20 protein-coding genes are annotated in these 18,497 nt (G+C 63.7%); 5 read left to right on the forward strand and 15 right to left on the reverse strand.

All coding sequences use genetic code 11. The annotated features are described in order from the left end of the window. Positions 1-4 precede the first annotated feature (4 nt). The 8 genes from VI08_RS00330 to VI08_RS00360 all read right to left on the reverse strand — a co-directional run bounded on the left by VI08_RS00330 (position 5) and on the right by VI08_RS00360 (position 6,630). Positions 5-1,324, reverse strand: coding sequence for a type II and III secretion system protein family protein (locus VI08_RS00330; protein WP_045827540.1), 1,320 nt, complete (start codon positions 1,322-1,324; stop codon positions 5-7). Positions 1,325-1,327: 3 nt separating this feature from the next. Further along, positions 1,328-2,101 carry a Flp pilus assembly protein CpaB gene (gene cpaB, locus VI08_RS00335; protein ID WP_045827541.1) on the reverse strand — a complete coding sequence of 258 codons (774 nt, stop codon included), beginning with the start codon at positions 2,099-2,101 and terminating at the stop codon, positions 1,328-1,330. A gap of 10 nt (positions 2,102-2,111) precedes the next feature. Further along, on the reverse strand, positions 2,112-2,285 hold the full coding sequence (locus VI08_RS21930; protein ID WP_198148800.1) for a hypothetical protein: 174 nt from the start codon (positions 2,283-2,285) through the stop codon (positions 2,112-2,114). Then, positions 2,282-2,959 (reverse strand): hypothetical protein, encoded by a 678-nt coding sequence (locus tag VI08_RS00340; RefSeq protein WP_045827542.1) that lies wholly within the window; start codon positions 2,957-2,959, stop codon positions 2,282-2,284. Before VI08_RS00340 ends, VI08_RS21930 begins: the two co-directional genes overlap by 4 nt. Continuing rightward, positions 2,946-3,812: a TadE/TadG family type IV pilus assembly protein gene (locus VI08_RS00345; RefSeq protein ID WP_045827543.1), complete on the reverse strand. Its 867-nt coding sequence runs from the start codon at positions 3,810-3,812 to the stop codon at positions 2,946-2,948. The genes VI08_RS00340 and VI08_RS00345 overlap by 14 nt, the downstream gene beginning before the upstream one ends. A gap of 12 nt (positions 3,813-3,824) precedes the next feature. After that, complete coding sequence (locus VI08_RS00350) at positions 3,825-4,625, reverse strand: hypothetical protein (protein ID WP_045827544.1); 801 nt, start codon at positions 4,623-4,625, stop codon at positions 3,825-3,827. Positions 4,626-4,640: 15 nt separating this feature from the next. Continuing rightward, positions 4,641-6,215 carry a pilus assembly protein TadG-related protein gene (locus tag VI08_RS00355; RefSeq protein WP_084621125.1) on the reverse strand — a complete coding sequence of 525 codons (1,575 nt, stop codon included), beginning with the start codon at positions 6,213-6,215 and terminating at the stop codon, positions 4,641-4,643. A 127-nt stretch (positions 6,216-6,342) separates the two neighbouring features. Further along, positions 6,343-6,630 carry a hypothetical protein gene (locus VI08_RS00360; RefSeq protein ID WP_045827546.1) on the reverse strand — a complete coding sequence of 96 codons (288 nt, stop codon included), beginning with the start codon at positions 6,628-6,630 and terminating at the stop codon, positions 6,343-6,345. Between the two features lie 409 nt (positions 6,631-7,039). On the opposite strand from VI08_RS00360, the gene VI08_RS00365 reads away from it, so the two are divergent. Together VI08_RS00365 and VI08_RS00370 are read left to right on the forward strand one after the other, a co-directional pair. Beyond that, positions 7,040-7,999, forward strand: a complete 960-nt coding sequence (locus VI08_RS00365) for an OmpA family protein (RefSeq protein WP_045827547.1) — start codon at positions 7,040-7,042, stop codon at positions 7,997-7,999. A gap of 17 nt (positions 8,000-8,016) precedes the next feature. Further along, positions 8,017-8,820 (forward strand): hypothetical protein, encoded by an 804-nt coding sequence (locus VI08_RS00370; protein WP_232309391.1) that lies wholly within the window; start codon positions 8,017-8,019, stop codon positions 8,818-8,820. Here VI08_RS00370 and VI08_RS00375 read toward each other — a convergent pair. Beyond that, entirely contained in the window at positions 8,804-9,106 is a 303-nt protein-coding gene (locus VI08_RS00375) for a hypothetical protein (protein WP_157006156.1), read from the reverse strand. The two genes, VI08_RS00370 and VI08_RS00375, sit on opposite strands and share 17 nt — an antisense overlap. A 322-nt stretch (positions 9,107-9,428) precedes the next feature. On the opposite strand from VI08_RS00375, the gene VI08_RS00380 reads away from it, so the two are divergent. Both VI08_RS00380 and VI08_RS20640 read left to right on the forward strand, forming a co-directional pair. Next, positions 9,429-11,216, forward strand: coding sequence for a S8 family serine peptidase (locus VI08_RS00380; protein ID WP_157006159.1), 1,788 nt, complete (start codon positions 9,429-9,431; stop codon positions 11,214-11,216). 2 nt (positions 11,217-11,218) lie between these two features. Further along, positions 11,219-11,851, forward strand: a complete 633-nt coding sequence (locus VI08_RS20640) for a hypothetical protein (RefSeq protein WP_052697593.1) — start codon at positions 11,219-11,221, stop codon at positions 11,849-11,851. 321 nt (positions 11,852-12,172) lie between these two features. Here the strand turns inward: VI08_RS20640 and VI08_RS00390 are convergent, their stop codons facing one another. Next, a complete protein-coding gene (locus VI08_RS00390) occupies positions 12,173-12,829 on the reverse strand; it encodes a hypothetical protein (protein ID WP_045827549.1) in 657 nt (218 codons plus the stop codon). A gap of 181 nt (positions 12,830-13,010) precedes the next feature. On the opposite strand from VI08_RS00390, the gene VI08_RS00395 reads away from it, so the two are divergent. Further along, complete coding sequence (locus VI08_RS00395; protein WP_052697594.1) at positions 13,011-14,759, forward strand: peptide-N4-asparagine amidase; 1,749 nt, start codon at positions 13,011-13,013, stop codon at positions 14,757-14,759. A 66-nt stretch (positions 14,760-14,825) separates the two neighbouring features. Here the strand turns inward: VI08_RS00395 and VI08_RS00400 are convergent, their stop codons facing one another. The 5 genes from VI08_RS00400 to VI08_RS00415 form a co-directional block, all read right to left on the reverse strand. Beyond that, positions 14,826-15,833 carry a hypothetical protein gene (locus VI08_RS00400; protein WP_045827550.1) on the reverse strand — a complete coding sequence of 336 codons (1,008 nt, stop codon included), beginning with the start codon at positions 15,831-15,833 and terminating at the stop codon, positions 14,826-14,828. Between the two features lie 143 nt (positions 15,834-15,976). Further along, complete coding sequence (locus VI08_RS00405; protein WP_045827551.1) at positions 15,977-16,627, reverse strand: glutathione S-transferase family protein; 651 nt, start codon at positions 16,625-16,627, stop codon at positions 15,977-15,979. 106 nt (positions 16,628-16,733) lie between these two features. Next, positions 16,734-17,378: a hypothetical protein gene (locus VI08_RS21575; protein WP_157006162.1), complete on the reverse strand. Its 645-nt coding sequence runs from the start codon at positions 17,376-17,378 to the stop codon at positions 16,734-16,736. A 143-nt stretch (positions 17,379-17,521) separates the two neighbouring features. Then, complete coding sequence (locus VI08_RS00410) at positions 17,522-18,031, reverse strand: hypothetical protein (RefSeq protein ID WP_157006165.1); 510 nt, start codon at positions 18,029-18,031, stop codon at positions 17,522-17,524. A gap of 3 nt (positions 18,032-18,034) precedes the next feature. Beyond that, positions 18,035-18,439 carry a DUF4288 domain-containing protein gene (locus tag VI08_RS00415; protein ID WP_045827553.1) on the reverse strand — a complete coding sequence of 135 codons (405 nt, stop codon included), beginning with the start codon at positions 18,437-18,439 and terminating at the stop codon, positions 18,035-18,037. Positions 18,440-18,497: the final 58 nt, after the last annotated feature.

Genomic DNA, 18,497 nt, shown 5'->3' on the forward strand with positions numbered 1-18,497 from the left:
ACCTTTAGTCGACGATCTCGCTGCCAGCCGTGTCGCGGAGGTCGCTCTTCATCTGCTCGCTTCGCTGGATCATGGCCTTGTTGCGCTCGGAGTCGGGGTCGATCACGTGCGGGGTAAGGAAGATGACAAGCTCGGTGCGATTCGCCTGGAAGTTACGCGAGCGGAACAAGGCACCAAGGATCGGGATCTGGCCAAGGCCGGGCACCTTGTCGAACTGCTTGGTTGCGTTGGCATCGACCAGTCCCGACAGGACGATGGTCTGGCCGTCGTGCACGTTCATCTCCGTGTTGGTGCGACGAGTGAGGAACGCGGGGTTGCCCAGGACGGTGATGGTCGGGTCGATCTTGCTGAGTTCGGTTTCGATCTTCGTGGAAATGTCGCCGTTGGCGTTGACCACGGGCTCGATGTGCATCTTGATGCCGTACGGCTTGTACTCGACATCGACATTGCCGAAGCCAGAGGTCGTGGCGACGGGGATTTCGCCGCCCACCAGGAAGTCGGCGGAGCCGCCGCTGCGCGCGCTCAATTGCGGCGTCGCCAGCTCCCAGGCATTGCCGGTCTGCATGGCCAGGTTGATGCGCGACGTGATGGCCGTCGCGATGCCGAAGTAGCTCTGCGTTCCCTTCAGGCCCCCGATCTCCGTGAATGGATCCTGGCGGATGGCGAAATACGGGTTGGTCTTCCAGTCGCGGATGAGCCCGCCACTGGGGCCGTTGATCTGTGTATCCCACTGGATGCCGATCTCGTCCATCGACTTCTTGTCGAACTCCATGATGCGCGTCTCCATCATCACGGTGGGGCGCATCTCAACGGAGTTCTGGGACGCAAAGATCAGTATCTGCGGATACACCTTTTTCAACTGGGCGAGCTTGTCCATGTCGCCGCTGGAGAAATCGTGGCCGGTGACCACGACGTTACCGCCGACCTCGTTCACGCCCAGCGACGGGATATCGCCAAGGATGGCGCGGACGGCATCGGCTACCTGGTTGGTATTGCCCTGGACGATGTGCACGGGCACGGTCTTCTGGGCACCGTCGGCCATCCAGAGCTGTACCGAGGTATCGCCGGCCGCATTGGCGATCATCACCACTTCACGGGTGCCGAGCACCTTCACGTTGAGCAGGCCACCGCTGCCCACGGCGACACGTTTGATGGATCCGGCCACGCTATGCACCACCGCTTGGCCTGCATACAGGTTCAGCGATTCGGGCATGGGGGGTGCATCGGCTGCGAGCGCCATGCCCGCGGCCAGTCCCATGGCGGCGACGAGGGTGGCACGCGCCTTCCGCGCGGCGACACCTGAGAAACGTAACAAGGCTTCCATGGTTTAGCTCTTACCCCCGATGATGTACTCGATGCCCGAAGACTTGCGTGCCGGCCGCGAGATGCGGAGCAGGTCGGCCTTGCTGAGCGACGAAAGGTTGAAGGGTTCCTTGCTGTCGGCCTGGCGCAGGATCACCCTCAGTTCGCCGGCCTTGTTCGCCATGGCCAGGCGCTGCGCATCGTTCGGAGGCAGCTCGAGGGTCAGGTTCGAGAAGTTGGCTCCCTTGCCTTCTTCCTGCTGCACGCCCTTGGCGTGGTGGCCGGTGGCCAGCACCAGCACATTACCGAGCAGTGGCATGATCCGTTGGTTCTGGTCATCGTTGGTGACCATCATCAGGATGTCGACGTGGTCACCCGGCACGATGAGGCCCGACACCGAGTTGTTGTCGTCGACTGAAATGGTGGTCGCGACGTCGCCCGGGTTGATGATGTTGGAGAAGTGGTCGGCAACGAGATCGAGCGACGAGACCGTCAGCGGCACGCCCTTGGCCACGGGCGCCCGTAGCTGCTGCCCGATGTATTGAGTGTACGACTCCGGGCTCACGGCATCGGCGGGTACGAGGTCTACCGGCACGTTGCGCACGGAGAGGTCATCCTCCCCGACAACCTGGCCCTTCTCGATGTCGCGGACGGGCACGACGACCGGACGTGTCTTGGCGCCGGCGGGGGTGCGTGCCGCCACCTGGCTATCCACGTACTTCACGGCAAGCATGCTCGCCAGCACGCCAAGCACGAGGGCGATGGCGACAAAAATGAGGTTCCTGTTGACGCGTACCATCCTCTTTCCTCTAGAACCAGGACACGGAGAGCGTGTAGACGAAGCTGGCGTACGCGTCCCGGAGTGCGTCAGCCAGCTGCTTGATGACATTGGGGTCGGCGACGAGCACCAGCACGATGAGCATGCCGACGATGGCGTACTCGACCATGGCGCTGCCGCGCTGTTTGCGGGGGGATGTGATCATTTGTCCTCCGCGATGTTGGCGACGATATTGGTGCCTGCAGGCCCCGCGGTAATGGCGATCATCATCGCCCTCCCCGCCTTCTCGTAGGCCAGCACGCAACCTCTCGCACCTTCCTGGCACGTATTGGCTTCCGCAGGCCGCCAGCCTTCGGCGGCCATGTGATCGCGGTACCACGAGCTGTTCTGGTTCACTGTCAGTTTGTTGGCCAAGGCCAGCGTACGGACGTTGTGCGGATCGTCCGGGTAGCTGATGTCGTTAATGACCGTGGTTTCCGCCGGGCGCGCGAAGCCCACGCCGATGGGCGCGGGGCGCGTGCCTTTGGGTGGGATGCGGGTGATGCCCACGTCGCCGCGGCTGCCGTCGCCTTCGGGCCGCACTTGCACGGTGATGTAATAGTCGCCGTCCTTGTGACCCAGCACGTCCCAACCGTTCACCTTGTCACGCACCCAGTCGTCATGCCACGACTGCTTCAGCCAAGCCGTGAGCGCATCCGGCTTCATATCGGTGCGAAAGACTTCGGTATGCATCTCGGTACCGTTGAAGACCATCCGCGGCGCCGTCTCGGCCAGCTGCGCACCCGCCGGCATGGCCACGTCAGGCCACCCGGACGCCCGCACGCCACCCGCCATCACGGCGAGCACAGCGGCCGCGGCGATTCGCTCAACGCCGCGCATCTTTCACCAGTCGGTCGGCGGGCACGATGTCAGGCGCGGTCTTGCCTGGCACCCAGTCGTTGATGCCAAAGACGGTACCGATCAGTGGGATCTTGTCGATGATGTTCGTGGCGTCGTGGATGCCATCGAGCAGACCATCGGGCAACGCCGCACTGGGCGATAGCGGCTTGATCGTGTGGCGTACGGTGCGCGGTACATCCCTCTCGCCTTCGCCGTCCGCATTTTCGCCGGAGCCCTTCGCATCCCACGTATCGGCCAGAAGTACCGTCTTCCCATGGAAATCGAGGTCTATGCGGTCGAGCGGATCTAGGAAGTCGAGCGCCTGTCCCTCCTTGCTGCGGATGCGCTCGGATCGCGTGTTTACTTCGGCGGTGATGTAGCCACGCTTGTCAGGCGGGATGCCGTCCAGGCCGATCGCATCGCCCAGCCCGCCCAGCTTGTCGAGCAGTTTGGTCGCGGGCGCGGGCGATTCGTCGTTTCGGTAGGCGGTGAGCTTCACGTTGGAGGCCAGCACGAGCTCTCGGCCTGCGAACGTGCGCAACATGGGGTCGCTGAGCTTCGACGGCGACGACTCGCTGGTACGCAGGTTTTCGCTGCCGTCGCCGTAGGCATGCAGCCGCATCCTCGCCTCTTCGACGTTGCGCGACGGCAGGCCACCCTCGGATTGCACGAGCTTCGGGCTCACAGCGGCATCCCAAGCGGCCGAACGTGCCGATACCTGTGCCTCGTGGCGTACGTGCATGTACTTTCCGAGCAGGCTGATCATCAGGAACATGGGCACGACGACGATGCATGCGATCGCCATCTCGGTGAGGCTCTGGCCACGCTGTTGATGCCGCGATGTCCGGATCATGCCGATGGCTCCTCAGTTCGATGCTATGCGCGCATTGGGCGGCACCGCGAACGTCGAAGCGTCCGCCGCCTTGCCCACGGTGAATTGATCGGTCTTGACGTTCCAGCCGAAGCCGGCCGCAGGCGGTGTGGCCTGCAGCACGATCGCGCTATCGGAGGTGAGGCCGTCCCCATCGAGCGCATTGATGCCGGCCTGCGAGAAGCCCCACTTCGTGCCGCCGGTCCAGACACAGTACTGATCGCCCGTAGGAGCCACCCAGGTTTCGCAGGCAGCGCCCTGCACGTTGCCCTTGCCGCCCCGGGTCCACTTCGCGGCCTTTGCCTGGGCGTCGAGATCGCCATCGTCCACCGCTTCGCGCGGCGCGGGCTGGCCCGATGCCTGCACATCGCCTTCGTTTGTGGCGAGGTCAACGTGGTAAGCCTTGCCATCGGCGGTCTGGATATCCTGCGACCCCTCGTGCACAAGCTTGAACTGGCACGGCGCCGCGGCCTCGAGCTTCCATGCATCCACGCGGCGGCTCGAGCGGTTGGCCTCGATGGTTTCGGTCAGCTTCTTGCGGCCGATGCGCTGGACATCACCCGCCGCCACCGGCGTGGTCGGCGTACCTGCCGCGGCACAGTCCGCCAGCATCTTGTGGTACGCGGTCTCCTCCTGAGGCTTGCCGCTGGATTCCATGTAGATGGTCTGCTCGAGGTGCACCGATGGCATGTCGCCCGACGACGCCGTGTCGCCACCACCGCCCGAAGACGACGAGCAGGCGGCGGGCGCGACCGCGAGGATGGCGGCAAAAGTCGTGGCGAAGCGGTTTTGCATGGAGTGAAGCCTCTCTCAGGGGATCATGTCGGCGCCAAAGACTTCCGCCCTTGCGGTGGCGGGGGTATCGACCAGGCGCGCCTGCCAGTAGGGACTGAACAGGCTGCCCAGTTCGCGGTAGTCGTTGTCGCTCGTGCGGGGAAACAGTTCGCGCGGCCGGCTGAAGAACACCTGCGCCGACGCGAGCGCCGTCATCTTGTCGTTCTGCGCTTTGTCCGGGGCGCTGATGTCGACGAAGCTACCGTCGTGCGGGCCACCCATGCGGGTGTGGTCGCTGGTGTCCACGTCAGCCATCTTCTGCTCGACGAGCACCGTGAAGTACGGGCCGACGTGCAGGTCGACGCTGTCGTTGTCGTACGTGCGCGAGGCGTACTGCTTCGTCTTGTCGTTGTTGACGTCGTCGTAGCTTTGCAGGCCGTTGTAGCCGCGCAGTATCGCTGCGCTGGCGTTCGGCGTCGCGGGCTCCTCCTTCGCTTTCCATCCGCTGATCGAGTCGTCAATCGCGCCGCCGTAAGCGGCGTGCGTCGCGTGGTCGGAGGGGTACGGGGCTTTCCACGGCCGCTTGGGCTGCACCAGCGACGAGAACCTGGTGGTCATCCCGTTCTTGATCGCGGCCGCGCCACCCCACGCCAACGGCGCCTGGACACCGGGGAGAAGCCCCAGCGAAAAATCGAGGCTCAGCACATCGGCGCCCACCCAGCGGTTATAGCCCTCCATGTCCGTGCCGCCCTTGCGCTTCAGGAAGAACAGATCGTGGCTACGATCCTTCGAGAACCCGTCGCGGGCCTCCATCACCACGTTCTTGAATCGGTCGGCATCCGCCGTGGTACGAACGCCCGTGCTGCTGGTGTTGGGCACGCGGTAGCGCTTGACGAACGACTGCGCGGTAAGCATCTGGGATTCCAATAGCACCAGCGACTTTGCGCTGAGCGACGCCTCCTTGTCATTACTGGTCCCCGTGCCCTTTGTGTTCGCCTTGATCACGGAATTCACGACGATGGGGATTTCCGCCTTCTGTTCGAGCAACAGGAATTCACTCGCGCCCGAGTAAGCCACGTTGGCCCCGCTCAGTAGCGTGATCAGGCCAGTAAATCCCCCTTGCATGGCATCGCGGACGCCCTCGAGGACATCCTTCACTTCGTTCAGTGCCGTGACGGCCTCCTGCAACGCTGCGCCGACTTCTGCGCCCACGATAGTCAGGTCCGCGACGATGCCGATCACCTGGATCGTGTCCGCGGAGTTGCGGGCGCCAGTGATCACGTAATTCATGTAGGAATGCAGGCTCACCATCTGCGCGATGGCCACTTCGTTGGCCACCTGCGCGCGGTTGAGGTACGCGACCATGTTGTAGGCGCGCGCCTGCTGCACGGCTGCGCTATAAGCCGCGGCGTCAGCGGTGTTGTTGAGCTGGACCTTCTTGTTCACCACCTGGCCGGTGTTGAACAGCACGAGCACGCCCACGCAGAACACCAGCATGGCCAGGCACGCCAGGATCAGGGCTTGCCCCTTCGACTGCCAGGGCCAACGACGGAGCGCACTTCTCGTTCCCGGGCCGGTCGCCCCGGCCAGGGTGGAATCCTTCGACTGCATGGGAAGTCCCTCGCACTTCGACCGGGACCGGGGCTACCCCCGCGGCAGCGCACCGGCCCCCACCAAGGCCCGCCGACGGGTGCTAGCAGGCACCACGCCGGGGGCGTGCCAAATGCACGTTTGGCGTTTACTTCGCGGTGGAGTTGTCGTAGTTGGCGAGGCCCTTCTGGTTGCCGGCCTTGCCTTCGGACGCGGCCTTGCCGGCCGACGACTCAGCATCACCCTCGCTTGCCGTCGCCTTGTGGCCCGAGAGTTCCTGGGCCATGCCGCCCACCTGGGCGCGAACGGTGCCGCCAAAGTACGTCACGGCCGCGATGGCCGCGATGGCGATAAGGGCGGTGATGATGATGTATTCGGTCATGCCCTGACCGCGCTGGCGAACACGAACCCCGTGACGAACCATCTGCTTCTTCATGCTGCGTTTGCTCCCTACGTTGGATGAACCCCTTATGGGCTCTGGTGTTGATATCGCTATCTCCAGAGTGACCGTCCCCCTGTAGGACTAAGCCCTCCACGCCACCCAACGGGTTCCGAAATAACTCCTACTGCCCCCGGAACCACGGCCCTGACCCTACGAGAACTTTCGTCATCACAGGTGACACACATAGGTAAATATTCAGTATGTCTTCAGTTACGTGAGCAGTTCGCTGAACAGTGAGATTTGTCTCAAAATAATTTCTGTACTGTGGTTGGTGACTTAGAAAACGCCGATTCGTCCGTGTAGAAAAAGTCAACCCTTCCGAGCAGTCGGAAAGAAATTTGCGATTCAGGTCACATCGGGCATGGTTTTGCGACCAAATCGCTCGCCAACGGACGCTTAAAACATGCGTAAGCTCGTTTGTGTTGCCGCAATGCTCAGCCTGGGTGTGACGCAGGTCACGTTTTCTGCCGATCTCGCGGGCGCGAAAGACCACCCATTGGTATCTCGTTTCAGAGGGGCCGACGCCGTCGGTTACGGCCAGGCCGACTTTGGGAATGCGCGGCTCCCGTCCGGAGCGAATGGCAAGCACACCGATGCCGCTGGCCGCCTCACGGACATCGTGTACCGCGCACCGCCCGGCAAACGCGCTGCGGAAGTGTTCGAGAACTACCGCCAGGCGTTGGCTGGCGCGGGGTTTGCGATTTCCTGGCAATGCGGTCCGGGTACGCGTGATGATGGTTGCGGCGGCTTTCGCTTTGCAGGTGATCTCGCCGACCCGGTGATCGCGACGCTGAAGGGCGACAGCAGCGAGATGATCAAGCTGCTGGACGCCACCAATAACAATGTGAGCTACCTGATCGCCACGCTGGTAAAGAACGGCCAGACATCCACGGTCGCCTTGATGGTGTCGCAGGACGATGAGCGCCCCACGGGCGTGCTACTGCGGGTGATCGACGCCGCGCCCATGGCGCAGGGCCAGGTCACGGTGGACGCCGCGGCCATGGCGAAGGGCCTGGCAGCGGAAGGCAAGATCACCCTCTATGGCCTGCATTTCGCCACCGATAGCGCGACGCTCACGCCCGATTCGAAGCAGACACTGGATGAAATGGCCAAGGCGCTGAAGGCCGCGCCCGCGCTGAAGGTCTACATCGTGGGCCACACTGACAACACAGGCGCGCTGGCCCATAACGAGAAGCTCTCGCAGGACCGCGCGGCGGCCGTGGTGAAGGCGCTCACCACCACTTACGGCATCGCGGCCAACCGCCTCGCCGCCAAGGGCCTGGCGTCGTATTCGCCCGTCGCGGCCAATACCAGTGAACCCGGCAAGGCGAAGAACCGACGCGTCGAGATGGTGGCCCAATAACCTAAGGAGCGCCCGCGATGCCGCTGTTCGATGTTTTCAGGAAGAAGCCCCCTGCACTGCTCACCGTGCGCGTGGACGATAGCGATATCTGCACCATCACCGAGGCGCAACTACCCATCGAGCTCACCCCCTCGGCGAAGGTCCGCGCGGGGTCCACGGTGGTGTTCATCGCCAGTGACGGCACGGCCCACGCGCACGGCCTGGCCGGCAAGGCGGGCTGGGCGCATTTTTCGGTGCGCGTGCATGCCAGCAAGGCCTGCCAGGCCGATTGCGTCATCAGCGATTCGCCCACCTTCGACCCGGCCGCGGTGATGCAGGGCAAGGCTACCGGTATTCGCTTCCAGCCGTTTTTCCTCCCCGGCGGCCCGGTGGACAACGCATCGATGGCGGGCAAAGGCCTGTTCCAGCGTGGCATGCATTTCAGCGGCAACATCACGCCCGGCAATATCCTGCTCTCGTGCGAGTGCGATGCGTGCCATCGCGCGTTCCTTATCCAGTCGTACCACGCGGGCTTCAGCCATGCGGGGTATTTCTACTCAGGGTCGGGGCGCTTCACGATGACAGTAGGCACGCAGGTGCCCGGCAGCCCCGCCCCGCTCTCGACGCCCGAGCCGGCCGCCCTGCTCGCGCTGGAGGCATCGCTACCCCCGGCGCCCGATGGCACGCGCTTCGCGTACCTCAACCCGTTCAGGTGCCCGCATTGCCATGCGCCCTACATCGATTTCGAGGCGAACCCGGGGTCGCGCGAGCAGGAGTACTACGGCAATTACTTCGTGGGCGCCGAGCTGCTTCGTTACGATCCCGTCAGCCCACCGATGTGAACTGCTGCCACGCGCCTACAGCGATCAGCACGAGGCCCGCGGCAGCCACGGCTCTCTCGAGCACCGATGTGCGGAATTGCCCGGCGAGCATGCGCTGGGGGATGTCCCTTACCGCCGCCCTCAGCGGCATGCCGGGCACGAACGCCATGTGCCAGGCGAGCAGCAGGCCGCCCGACATCATCAGCAAATGGGGGCGCGTGGGCGAAGCAATAATGTCCGCGATGGCGATCATCGCCAGGTAGAACGCGAAGATGCTTCGCCACGTATAAGCAAAACGTTTGGACATCAAGACGCCACTGGTCCTCCAACCCGGCCCACTGTCTAACACGCGAAACATGTTGCAGCAAGGCGGAAACCCGTCGCACCGTGCGCTTCGATAGCTCAAAAACCGGGTACAGCCAATACGTTGGGCCTTGATACCCCACTACTGAAGATGCGTAACGAGAAACGTGAATGGGTGGGCTTCCACGCGCTGTCATCTCCCTGACGCAGGTATTTGCGACTGACATCACACATGCGTTGTGCCACGCCACCCAAGAATGCGTGGACAGGGGGCCGCGATGTGACGCGCTATGCGCATCCATCAATCCATAACGCAAGAGGGGAGCATGATGCTCGCACGCACGTCGTTATACCTGGCCCTCGCGGCCAGCGCGCTCGCGGTGCCGGTCGCCCAGGCGGCAACCACCGACATCGCACCGGCCAGCGCCACCAGCGCATCACAGCCGGTCAAGACCGATCCGCTCTACACCTATCAGTGGCACCTGATGAACTATGGCCAGAAGGCCATCGGTGATACGCGGCCTGTCTCAGGCATCGACCTCAAGATCGACAGCCTGCATACGCAGAACGTGCGCGGCAAGGGCGTCAAGGTGGCCGTCGTCGACGATGGCCTGGAGATTCGCCACGCCGACCTCCTCAAGAATGTGGTCATCGGCGGCTCAAAGAATTTCGTCGACGGCTCGAACGACCCGACGCCCGCCAACACGTCCGATGAGCACGGTACGTCGGTATCCGGCATCATCGGCGCCGTCGGCTGGAATGGGATCGGTGGCCGCGGCGTGGCGCCCGAGGCGAGCCTCAAGGGCTTCAACTTCCTCTCGTCCGACGTGGATGGCCTGGAGAACGACCAGGACACGAATATCCGCTACTCGTGGGGTAATGGCCGCGAAGCGAAAGATGCCGAGGTGTTCAACAACAGCTGGGGTTCGGCCGCGTGGTACTACCCCGCCGTCGATCCGCTCGAGACGGCGTCGTGGGAAAAGTTGATGTCGTCCACGCGCAACGGCAAGGGTGGCGTGTACCTCAAGGCCGCGGGCAACAGCTTCAAGACGCTTTCGTTGTTCGGCATCTTCGAACTGTGCGAACAGGATACGCGCGACCTCAACATCGGCTGCTCGCTCGCGAACACCGATTCGCTCAATAACCTGTTCACCACCATCGTCGTGGCATCGGTGAACGCGAGCGGCAAGCGCGCCTCGTACTCAAGCCCCGGTTCGGCCGTGTGGATCTCCGGCCTGGGCGGTGAGTTCGGCTTCCAGAAGAAGTACTACCCCGATACCTCGAACATCGTGGACTGGGCCAAGGCCACGTTCTATGACCCGGCCATCGTCACCACCGACCTCACCGGGTGCGGCGCCGGCGCCAACGCCGATCGCGACGATGGCACGATCGAGAACGCGCTCGATACCAGCGCATCGCCCCTCGACAAGAGCTGCGATTACTGGGGCGGCATGAACGGCACCTCCGCCGCCACGCCAACGGTCGCTGGTGTTGTCGCGCTGATGCTTGGCGTGAACCCGAACCTCAGCGCGCGCGACGTGAAGCACATCCTCGCGCATTCGGCTCGCCAGGTGGATCCGCTGCAGCCGAAGGCCATCTACAAGGGCGCTATCCAGGACCCGGGCTGGATCACCAATGCCGCGGGCCTGCATTACAGCAACTGGTACGGTTTCGGCCTTGTCGACGCCACGGCCGCCGTCCGCGCGGCAAGCAACTTCCAGTCGCTGCCCGCGCAACACGATACGGGCTGGCTCACCTCCGCTGACAAGGCCGTCGCCATCGAAGGCGTCGGTTCGCAGGCCAGCAAGCTCACCGTGAACGTCGCCGATAACCTCAAGGTCGAAGGCGTGCAGCTGGGCTTCACCACCACGCATGAACACCCGCGCCAGCTACGCGTCATCCTTACCTCGCCCAGCGGCACCAAGAGCTACGTGATGCCGGCCTTCTCCACCCTCACCGACACGACGGGTGGCTTCGCGGTCGACCTGACCTCGAGCAACGCGTTCCTCGACGAGAAGTCGGCGGGCAACTGGACCCTCCAGGTGCTCGACATGGCCGATAGCTCCGCCACGGCGCAGCTGCAGACCTTCAACCTCCGCGTGGTGGGCCACTAATCATGAAGACGAAGATCCTGACCATGACCCTGCTGGCCGCGCTGGCCGCACCGCTCGCCCAGGCGGCTGACAACACCAGCCTGCTCAGCGTCGCCACCGGTTCGCAGTTCAACGTGGGCAGCACGGCCTTTCGCATGGTGCCGGGCGTAGCCCTGCAGAAGAATCCTTCCGCGAGCGAACAGTCGCCGGTGCTGAAGAAGAACGAGGCCACCGCCCGCGCGGCGGCCAGCACGTCGTCGGATGTGCTTGGCACGGTGGGCCCGTACCAGATCGTGCCAAAGCCGGCGGGCGCGGCCGCGGCCGCCAAGGTGTCGAAAGCCTCGGCCGCCGCGCTATCGGTCAATCCCGGCCACGTGGAAGTACAGGAACTGGGTGTGGCCGTGAACACGCGCTCCGGCCAGCCCGTGGCGGTGGCACCACGCCTGAAGGTGTACGCCGCCAAGGCCAGCGACATCGCCGCGGCGGCGACGCAGGCTGGCGGCACGCTCGTCTACGCCTCCGACACCGACGGCAGCGGCCTCATCCGCTTCGCCTCGGTGGACGCGGCGCAGGCCGCGCTCGCCAACATCCGCAAGGCACCCGGCGTGCAAGGCGCCAGCGTGGATGTGATCGAGCAGTTCAGGCAGAAGATGTAACGGCACGGCATGGCGAGGGCAGGCGGGGAACCGCCTGCCCTTTTTTCGTGCAAAAGGTGAGAAAGGTCTGCGTTGACCTAAGCGGCTTCACGTTCCACGATCGCTTCCGAAGAATCAGTCCACGCAAGGTCGAATGACGTGATGCACGAAAGCGAATCCCCTCCTTCGGAGAACGCGAACGACGAGCTCGGTACCGCCATCCTTCAACGCATTGAAGCCGTCGGCGCCCACTTGCCTGGTGGTTTCCGTTTCTGCCGCGCCGAGGCGAACGAGCGAAAGGCTGAAGTCGCGCAGCTGCTACGGAATTCCTGATTCCCCCGATTATTCCGACGGCGGCGCCCGCACCACCGCACCTTCCGACGGCACCCACTGGGATACCAGCGAAAACTGCCGGTGGATGAAGAACAGTGCGCGGATGTTCGCATTGGCCGTGGCATCCGTCGCCACCATGGTGGCGCCGTCAGCGGAAGGCGTGAAACCGTACGCCAGGTCCATGGCCTTGATGCGACCCACCATGGGCCCCGTGGCGTGGCGCATGTGCAACTGGAGGTGGCTGACATAGGGCTTGCCATGCCCATCACGCACCACATCGGCCGTGCCGTCGAACTCCATGTCGTCGTCATCGTCCTGGATCTTCACGCCCTTCGGCTGCTTCGTGCCCTGCGGCACCTTCCGCGTGCGGAAGTGGTAGCGCGAACGGCCGCCTTCCGACGACACCAGCTCGGCTTTCATGCCGACCACGTCTTTCAGTTCATCGTAGGAGGCGAAGGCTTCGTCCGGCTTCGCCGTGAGGTCGATGCGCTCGTGCTCGACCTCGGGCTCCTTGCCACCCGAAAGCGTGTTTGTGGAGAGTATGTAGCCGCCAGCCCCTTTCGGCTGCGCGGGCCGCGCCAAGGCCTCATCCAGTAGCGCATCGTTAGCCATCACAGGCAGCGCCGGCAGCAGCGCCAGCAGCGCGACGAGTACACGTTCCTTCATGGTGAACCCCTTCCCGCACGGCATCCCCGCGCCATGGGAGCCACGCTACCGTTTGGCCGCCCATCCATGCGTGGGCCAGAGGTCATAACCGTGGTACGTTCCCCCGGGCAGGGGGACCACGCATCGTGAGGGATGGCCAATGGCTGCCACGCTTGGGTTGGGCCGCAATTTATTGCGGGTAATGGCTGCACTCGTTTTGCCTTCGATCGCCCCGCTGGCCGCCTCCGCGGCCACGGCCCCCGGTTTCACGCCAGGCTCGCCCAACGTCGCCGTAGCCGACCCGGTCGTGCCCCGGCCGCCCGGCCGCGCGTGCGTGGTGCCGCTGTTCAACGGGTTCCAGTTCACCGATTTCTCGAACCACCCCTATACCTACGCCCCACCCACCGGTTGCGGCCGTGCATGGTCGAAGGTGGTGCTGGAGGCCGACTTCAACGTCACGGCAGGCCGCCAGTTCGACCGCACCGCCTCGTTCTGGCTGGGCGGCGCCAACATCTACTTCGGCACCACGCAGGAACCCTCGGCCACGGTGGCGCCCAGCTGGCACGTCGAGCGCGATGTCAGCGACTTCGCCAGCCTGCTGGCCAACCCGCAAACCGGCCAGGCGATCCTGGGCAACATCGTCGATGGCACGTACACCGGCGTCATCAGCGGCTCGGCGCGCCTGGTCTTCTACCCCGCGAACGTGCTGGCGCCAAAGGTAGATGCCCCCGATGCGGTCTACCCGCTCTCCGACGGCACGGCCGGCGGCCCGGTGGCACTGAATACCGGCACCGATACGCTCTCGCGCACGTTCACCCTGCCGACGAACGTGGAGCGCGCCTACCTCGACGTGTTCGCGCAAGGCCAGGGCGGCGATGAATTCTGGTACTCCTGCGTGCCGAACGACTTCGCTGGCGAACTGCAGAGCTGCGGGGGCGGCTCGTACCGCGAGACGCAGGTATCGATCGACGGGCAGGCGGCCGGCGTGGCGCCCGTGTACCCGTGGATCTTCACTGGCGGCATCGACCCCTACATGTGGCGCCCCACGCCGGGCGTGCAAACGCTCAACTTCGTGCCCTACCGCGTCGACCTGACGCCGTTCGCCGCCCTGCTCAACGACGGCGCGCCGCACACCGTGGCGGTGACCGTCACGGGGGCGAATGGCTACTTCTCGGTCACCGGCAACCTGTTCGTGTACCAGGACCACGGCAAGAAGAAGCTGACCGGGGCGGTGACGACGAACACGCTGCAGGGCCAGGCACCCAACGCCACCATCGGCAGCACGGTGACGGACGTGGATGGCGTGGTCGGCGGCGGTGTCACGACGAAGGCCTCGCGCACGTTCCGCACCGCGGGCTATGTCGATACCTCGCACGGCCGCATCACCACCGACGTATCGCAAACGGTGACCTTCGCCAACACGCAGGACTTCACCATCGACGCCACGCAGTACGTGCAGGCGATCGACCAGCGCACCACGGTGGATAGCACGACGAAGACGCGGCAGGGACCGTTCGGCATCGGTACGACCAACACGGTGGCCTACGACTTCCCGCTGACGGCGAAGTTCGCGTACACGTTCGATACCGACGGCAACATACTCACGTCGCCGAGCCAGGTCACCCAGGGCTTCACGCGGCACTTCACGAAGAAGCTTGGCGCGCTGACGCTATACCGCAGTGACGTGGACAACCACATCAGCACCAGCGATACGCTGGCTTTCACCAACAACGCGGTGACGGGCCATTCGAACCAGGCCAGCACGCAGCAATTCCGTTTCAGCGACAACCTGGGCAGCTGCTACGGCCGCGACGTGGTGACCACCACTGGCACGCTCACCTCCGCGACCGATGGCGCCGGTTGCTCCGGTGGCCGCAACCGCCTGCTGTGGTTCACGCACCCCGACGGCTCGTCGGATACGTCGCGGACGGAAGACCCGGGCACGTGGTGACCCGCACGGTGCCGTGAAAAAAACCCCGGGGCGTTGCGCCCCGGGGTTTCCACGATGCGTCGTGGCTTAGTTGCTCTCGACGAAGCTGATGTGCGGCGTGCTGCCGCCCGTCGCCGTGCAGGTACCCAGGGTCAGGTTGTTCTGCTCGTACGTGGTACCGGCGTTGCCCAGGCAGCTCGGTGCCGCGGTGCTGCCGGAGTTCGGGGCCACGTTCACGGTGACCTTCGAACCGCGGTTGAACGACACCACCGGGTTGTCGCTGCCATTGCCGAAGATGTTGAACTCCGACTGATGCCAGATGCGGTTGATGTTGAGCGTGGTGGCGCTCTGGCTCACGCTCTTGGCCGAGCCATTGACCGAGAAGGTCACCGCATCGACGCCGCCCGACGTGGCCGAGCCCGTGAGGCGGATGGTGCCGATGTTCTTCACCTGCACCAGCGGCACGGTCACCGCGTTGCTGTTGCGGTAGCAGGCCAGCTGATCGGGATAGGAATACCAGCCCGAGGGGCAGCCCACGGAGTTGTACTGTGACTGGCTGCCGGCGAAGAACCAGTCCTGGATGAACGCGACGGGCGTACGACCGTTGCTCGCATCGCCATCGCTATCGGTGGAGTAGATGAACTGCTCCCACGTCTGGCAAGAGGAATAGCCGAACTGCGAGCACGTGGTGGGGTTGCTGCCGATGTCGGTGTTGATCTGCAGCGAGTAATCCGCCGTGCCCGTGGTGACGCCGGTCACGGTCGGGAACGTGCCCACGGCCGACTTGGTCAGGCCACTGGTGCGGGCGGCGTAGTCGCTACCATTGCCCACCGTGAAAACGCTATTGCTGCGCGCGGCGGTGGTCAGCCCGTTGCCATTGGGGTTCGGCGGCACGGAGACGAACGCCGGCGGGGCCTGGCACTGTTCCGCCTGCCAGCCATTGCTCGGGAACGTGGCGTGGAAACAGCCCTCCACGTTCGGTGCCTGCTCTTTGATCGTGTCGTTCCACGACGACACCGCCTGCGCGTGCGCCGCGGCGGCGATATCGAATGATTGCTCCGCCGCCGACGCCATCGTCAGCGAACCAGCACTCATCAACGCTACAAGGATGCCCGTAGTTACCAAGTACTTCTTCGTAGAAGCCATGCAACTCCCCTTCCTGAAAGGTTGAGTGCGGCCAGCCTCGATTCCCTTACTTGTGTAATAGCACTGAGAAATTTCTCAAGTAACGATTGGGGTCACACTTTGGACGCCGCGTTGCGTTGTGCATCTGCCGCATTGAAGAAGGCGATCTGGTCGCCTTGCGCCTTGAGAAACGCGGGCCGCGCGGTGATTCGTGCCACATAGGCCTCGCTTGCGGGCCGCGCGCCGAATTCGCGCACTTTGGGAATGCGAAGCACATCGGCCATCAGCAAGTCGGCGACGGTGAAGCGCCCTGCGGCCAGCCATTCCCTTTCGCTGAGCACGCGTTCCATGTGCTCCAGGCGCTGCGTGAACCAGCCGGTGAGTGCAGCGTTGTCTTCACCCGAGAGGGAGAAGAACCACCAGGGCACGCTCACCATCTCGATCGAGTTCAATGCGGCCAGCGCCCATTGCATGGTTTCGGCTTCGCCGCGCGCATCGCGGGGCATCAGGGCTTCGCTCTTGCGCGCGAGGTGGAGAAGGCAGGCGCCGCTTTCGAACAGCTGTACGTCGCCGTCGTCGAGAAAGGGCACCTGGCCGAAAGGCTGGCGGCCCAGGTGATTGGTCTGGCGGTCGTCGAAGGCGACGGTCTTCACGGTGTAGGGCAAGCCTGCTTCTTCACACGCCCAGCGCAGGCGAAGGTCGCGGACGAATCCGCGGGGGCCTTCGGGGACCCAATTCAGAGTCCAAATGGTGAGGTCGGTCATTGCATAGCCTCCCTTAGCGGCATCCATCGTAACCGACCCAGACAACTAGAGTTAGCTTCAAATACTCAAGGATCTGAAGCTGTCATCTGAAAGCAATCCACACGGTTTACCGCGTCGCCGCGCGCGCCTGCGTACCCATTGACGATCCAAAGTGCTGCCTTACTTCGCTAATCGTTAACCTACGCGCCACTGACCGCTTCCGGATGTCAACAACATACCCCGAGGCTGCACCCATGTCAGCGCAACGAGACACATCGGGGACTTGCTCAACAGCCAGTACTTGCGTACCGCCCTCCAGCCAAGTCACCGCTCCAACGTTAACGGGTGAACAGTCCGATCCGAGCTTGCTCACCTGACGTATGACGTCGCCGACATCCAGCTGCTCGAAACCTCGCGCTGTTCTTGTAAAGACGAGCGCGTGCCACGTGCCACTGGAACCGCCGTCACTGATGTTCACAAATACCCGATCGCCTTGTGGGGACCAAGAAATTTCCACAAGATCAGGACTGCTCACGTAGTCAGGCAGCTTTCCTATCTGCACTCCGCGCACATCGCGGAACACGTACGCATCACCTGTAAACGCCAGTGAAGCAGCGCGATCGGGTGACACGATTTCAGGATAATTCCCGCGCTTGTCCTCACGAAACTGGAGTGCATAGCGAGCCCATACCCCAGAAACTGTGGAAGCTGCGCCAGCAGAAAGAGATTCCGTCGCGAGTATAACGGCCAAAACCAGACCAAAGATCTTCATTTCTGCTCCTCAAATCCTTCTGGGCACGAAAAATCATCAGGCAAATTGCTTATTACAGTGGGCGCTTCCTGGATCCCGAACGCGTTAGCCGATTTGCGTTGCCGCCCTTTCTGGAATAGTTCGATATGCGCGGAGAATCCCGTTCAGTCGCCCGTCGTGACAACACGGTATGTCGTCTTCTCAAGCGGCTTGCCAGGCTCCGTCGCTGGTGCGATCGAGCGCCCGGTCACCCGCGCCCGATCAAAGTCCAGGGTGGCGATATAGGCCTCTGACGCATCACCACCGTTAAGCGTGAGCGACGATGTCGCGCCGGCCCCCGACACCGTCGCGCTGGTCACGTCGGCGAGGCCCAGATAGGCGCCTTTGGGAACCCATATGCGCTCGCCTTGAACGCGGATGTCGATATCGTCGACGAGGGAGCACGGCGCCCGGCTACCCGTGCAGGCGCGAGCGGGCATTTGTGCCAGCCGTGCCGCGCCTGGCCCATCCAGGGCATGGGCGGTAATCCGGACGACAACGTGTGCACCGCCGACGGTGGCCTCCACGGTCGTCACCCCACTCGCCGCGACATACGTCCGCGGTTGATCGCGGGCGAACGCAGGTGACACGAAGGCCCACACCGCCAGGCCGCACATCATGAGCCATTTACTCATTGGCTACCTTGGGTGGATGATTTGAATGCGTCGTTCCCGCTCAAGCCTTATCGCCGAGAGTTCGCTTTTCCTTGGTATCAAATCAGCTTTCCTGGCCATGGGATCCTTCATCCGCCGGATGTCGTACCACACCTCATCATCTTCAACTTCGGGACCGAGGTGCATGAGATCGACAACGCCAACGTACTCGATATGGACGCGATGACCGGCATCATTGAGGTAGGTCGACCTGCCCAGCCGTCCGCGCTTCTGTGCCGCCTGGTAGGCCGCCTCCCCGCTCGGCGCATGGATGAGCACGATGCGCTCCTCGACCGTCCGGAACCCTCCGGTTACGTCGTCGTCGAACCTCATCTGAAACACGAGCTTCGCCGCGTATCGTTCGTCCGGCGACAGGTGGGCATCTCTCACTGGCGGCATCCTCGCTTTCGCCGGATTCAACCTACTTAGTACGTGACAAGCCGGGGCG

It is taken from the genome of Luteibacter yeojuensis (assembly GCF_000964085.1).
Taxonomy (GTDB): Bacteria; Pseudomonadota; Gammaproteobacteria; order Xanthomonadales; family Rhodanobacteraceae; genus Luteibacter; species Luteibacter yeojuensis_A.

Bases quoted from the DNA above. Each gene is read 5' to 3' on its own strand.
- cpaB (WP_045827541.1), bottom strand. From the start codon at position 2,101: ATGGTACGCGTCAACAGGAACCTCATTTTTGTCGCCATCGCCCTCGTG.
- VI08_RS20640 (WP_052697593.1), top strand. From the start codon at position 11,219: ATGAAGACGAAGATCCTGACCATGACCCTGCTGGCCGCGCTGGCCGCA.
- VI08_RS00345 (WP_045827543.1), bottom strand. From the start codon at position 3,812: ATGATCCGGACATCGCGGCATCAACAGCGTGGCCAGAGCCTCACCGAG.
- VI08_RS00380 (WP_157006159.1), top strand. From the start codon at position 9,429: ATGATGCTCGCACGCACGTCGTTATACCTGGCCCTCGCGGCCAGCGCG.
- VI08_RS21930 (WP_198148800.1), bottom strand. From the start codon at position 2,285: ATGATCACATCCCCCCGCAAACAGCGCGGCAGCGCCATGGTCGAGTAC.
- VI08_RS00370 (WP_232309391.1), top strand. From the start codon at position 8,017: ATGCCGCTGTTCGATGTTTTCAGGAAGAAGCCCCCTGCACTGCTCACC.
- VI08_RS00405 (WP_045827551.1), bottom strand. From the start codon at position 16,627: ATGACCGACCTCACCATTTGGACTCTGAATTGGGTCCCCGAAGGCCCC.
- VI08_RS00365 (WP_045827547.1), top strand. From the start codon at position 7,040: ATGCGTAAGCTCGTTTGTGTTGCCGCAATGCTCAGCCTGGGTGTGACG.
- VI08_RS00330 (WP_045827540.1), bottom strand. From the start codon at position 1,324: ATGGAAGCCTTGTTACGTTTCTCAGGTGTCGCCGCGCGGAAGGCGCGT.
- VI08_RS00390 (WP_045827549.1), bottom strand. From the start codon at position 12,829: ATGAAGGAACGTGTACTCGTCGCGCTGCTGGCGCTGCTGCCGGCGCTG.
- VI08_RS00360 (WP_045827546.1), bottom strand. From the start codon at position 6,630: ATGAAGAAGCAGATGGTTCGTCACGGGGTTCGTGTTCGCCAGCGCGGT.
- VI08_RS00410 (WP_157006165.1), bottom strand. From the start codon at position 18,031: ATGAGTAAATGGCTCATGATGTGCGGCCTGGCGGTGTGGGCCTTCGTG.
- VI08_RS00400 (WP_045827550.1), bottom strand. From the start codon at position 15,833: ATGAGTGCTGGTTCGCTGACGATGGCGTCGGCGGCGGAGCAATCATTC.
- VI08_RS00340 (WP_045827542.1), bottom strand. From the start codon at position 2,959: ATGCGCGGCGTTGAGCGAATCGCCGCGGCCGCTGTGCTCGCCGTGATG.
- VI08_RS00375 (WP_157006156.1), bottom strand. From the start codon at position 9,106: ATGTCCAAACGTTTTGCTTATACGTGGCGAAGCATCTTCGCGTTCTAC.
- VI08_RS00355 (WP_084621125.1), bottom strand. From the start codon at position 6,215: ATGCAGTCGAAGGATTCCACCCTGGCCGGGGCGACCGGCCCGGGAACG.
- VI08_RS00350 (WP_045827544.1), bottom strand. From the start codon at position 4,625: ATGCAAAACCGCTTCGCCACGACTTTTGCCGCCATCCTCGCGGTCGCG.
- VI08_RS00395 (WP_052697594.1), top strand. From the start codon at position 13,011: ATGGCTGCACTCGTTTTGCCTTCGATCGCCCCGCTGGCCGCCTCCGCG.
- VI08_RS21575 (WP_157006162.1), bottom strand. From the start codon at position 17,378: ATGAAGATCTTTGGTCTGGTTTTGGCCGTTATACTCGCGACGGAATCT.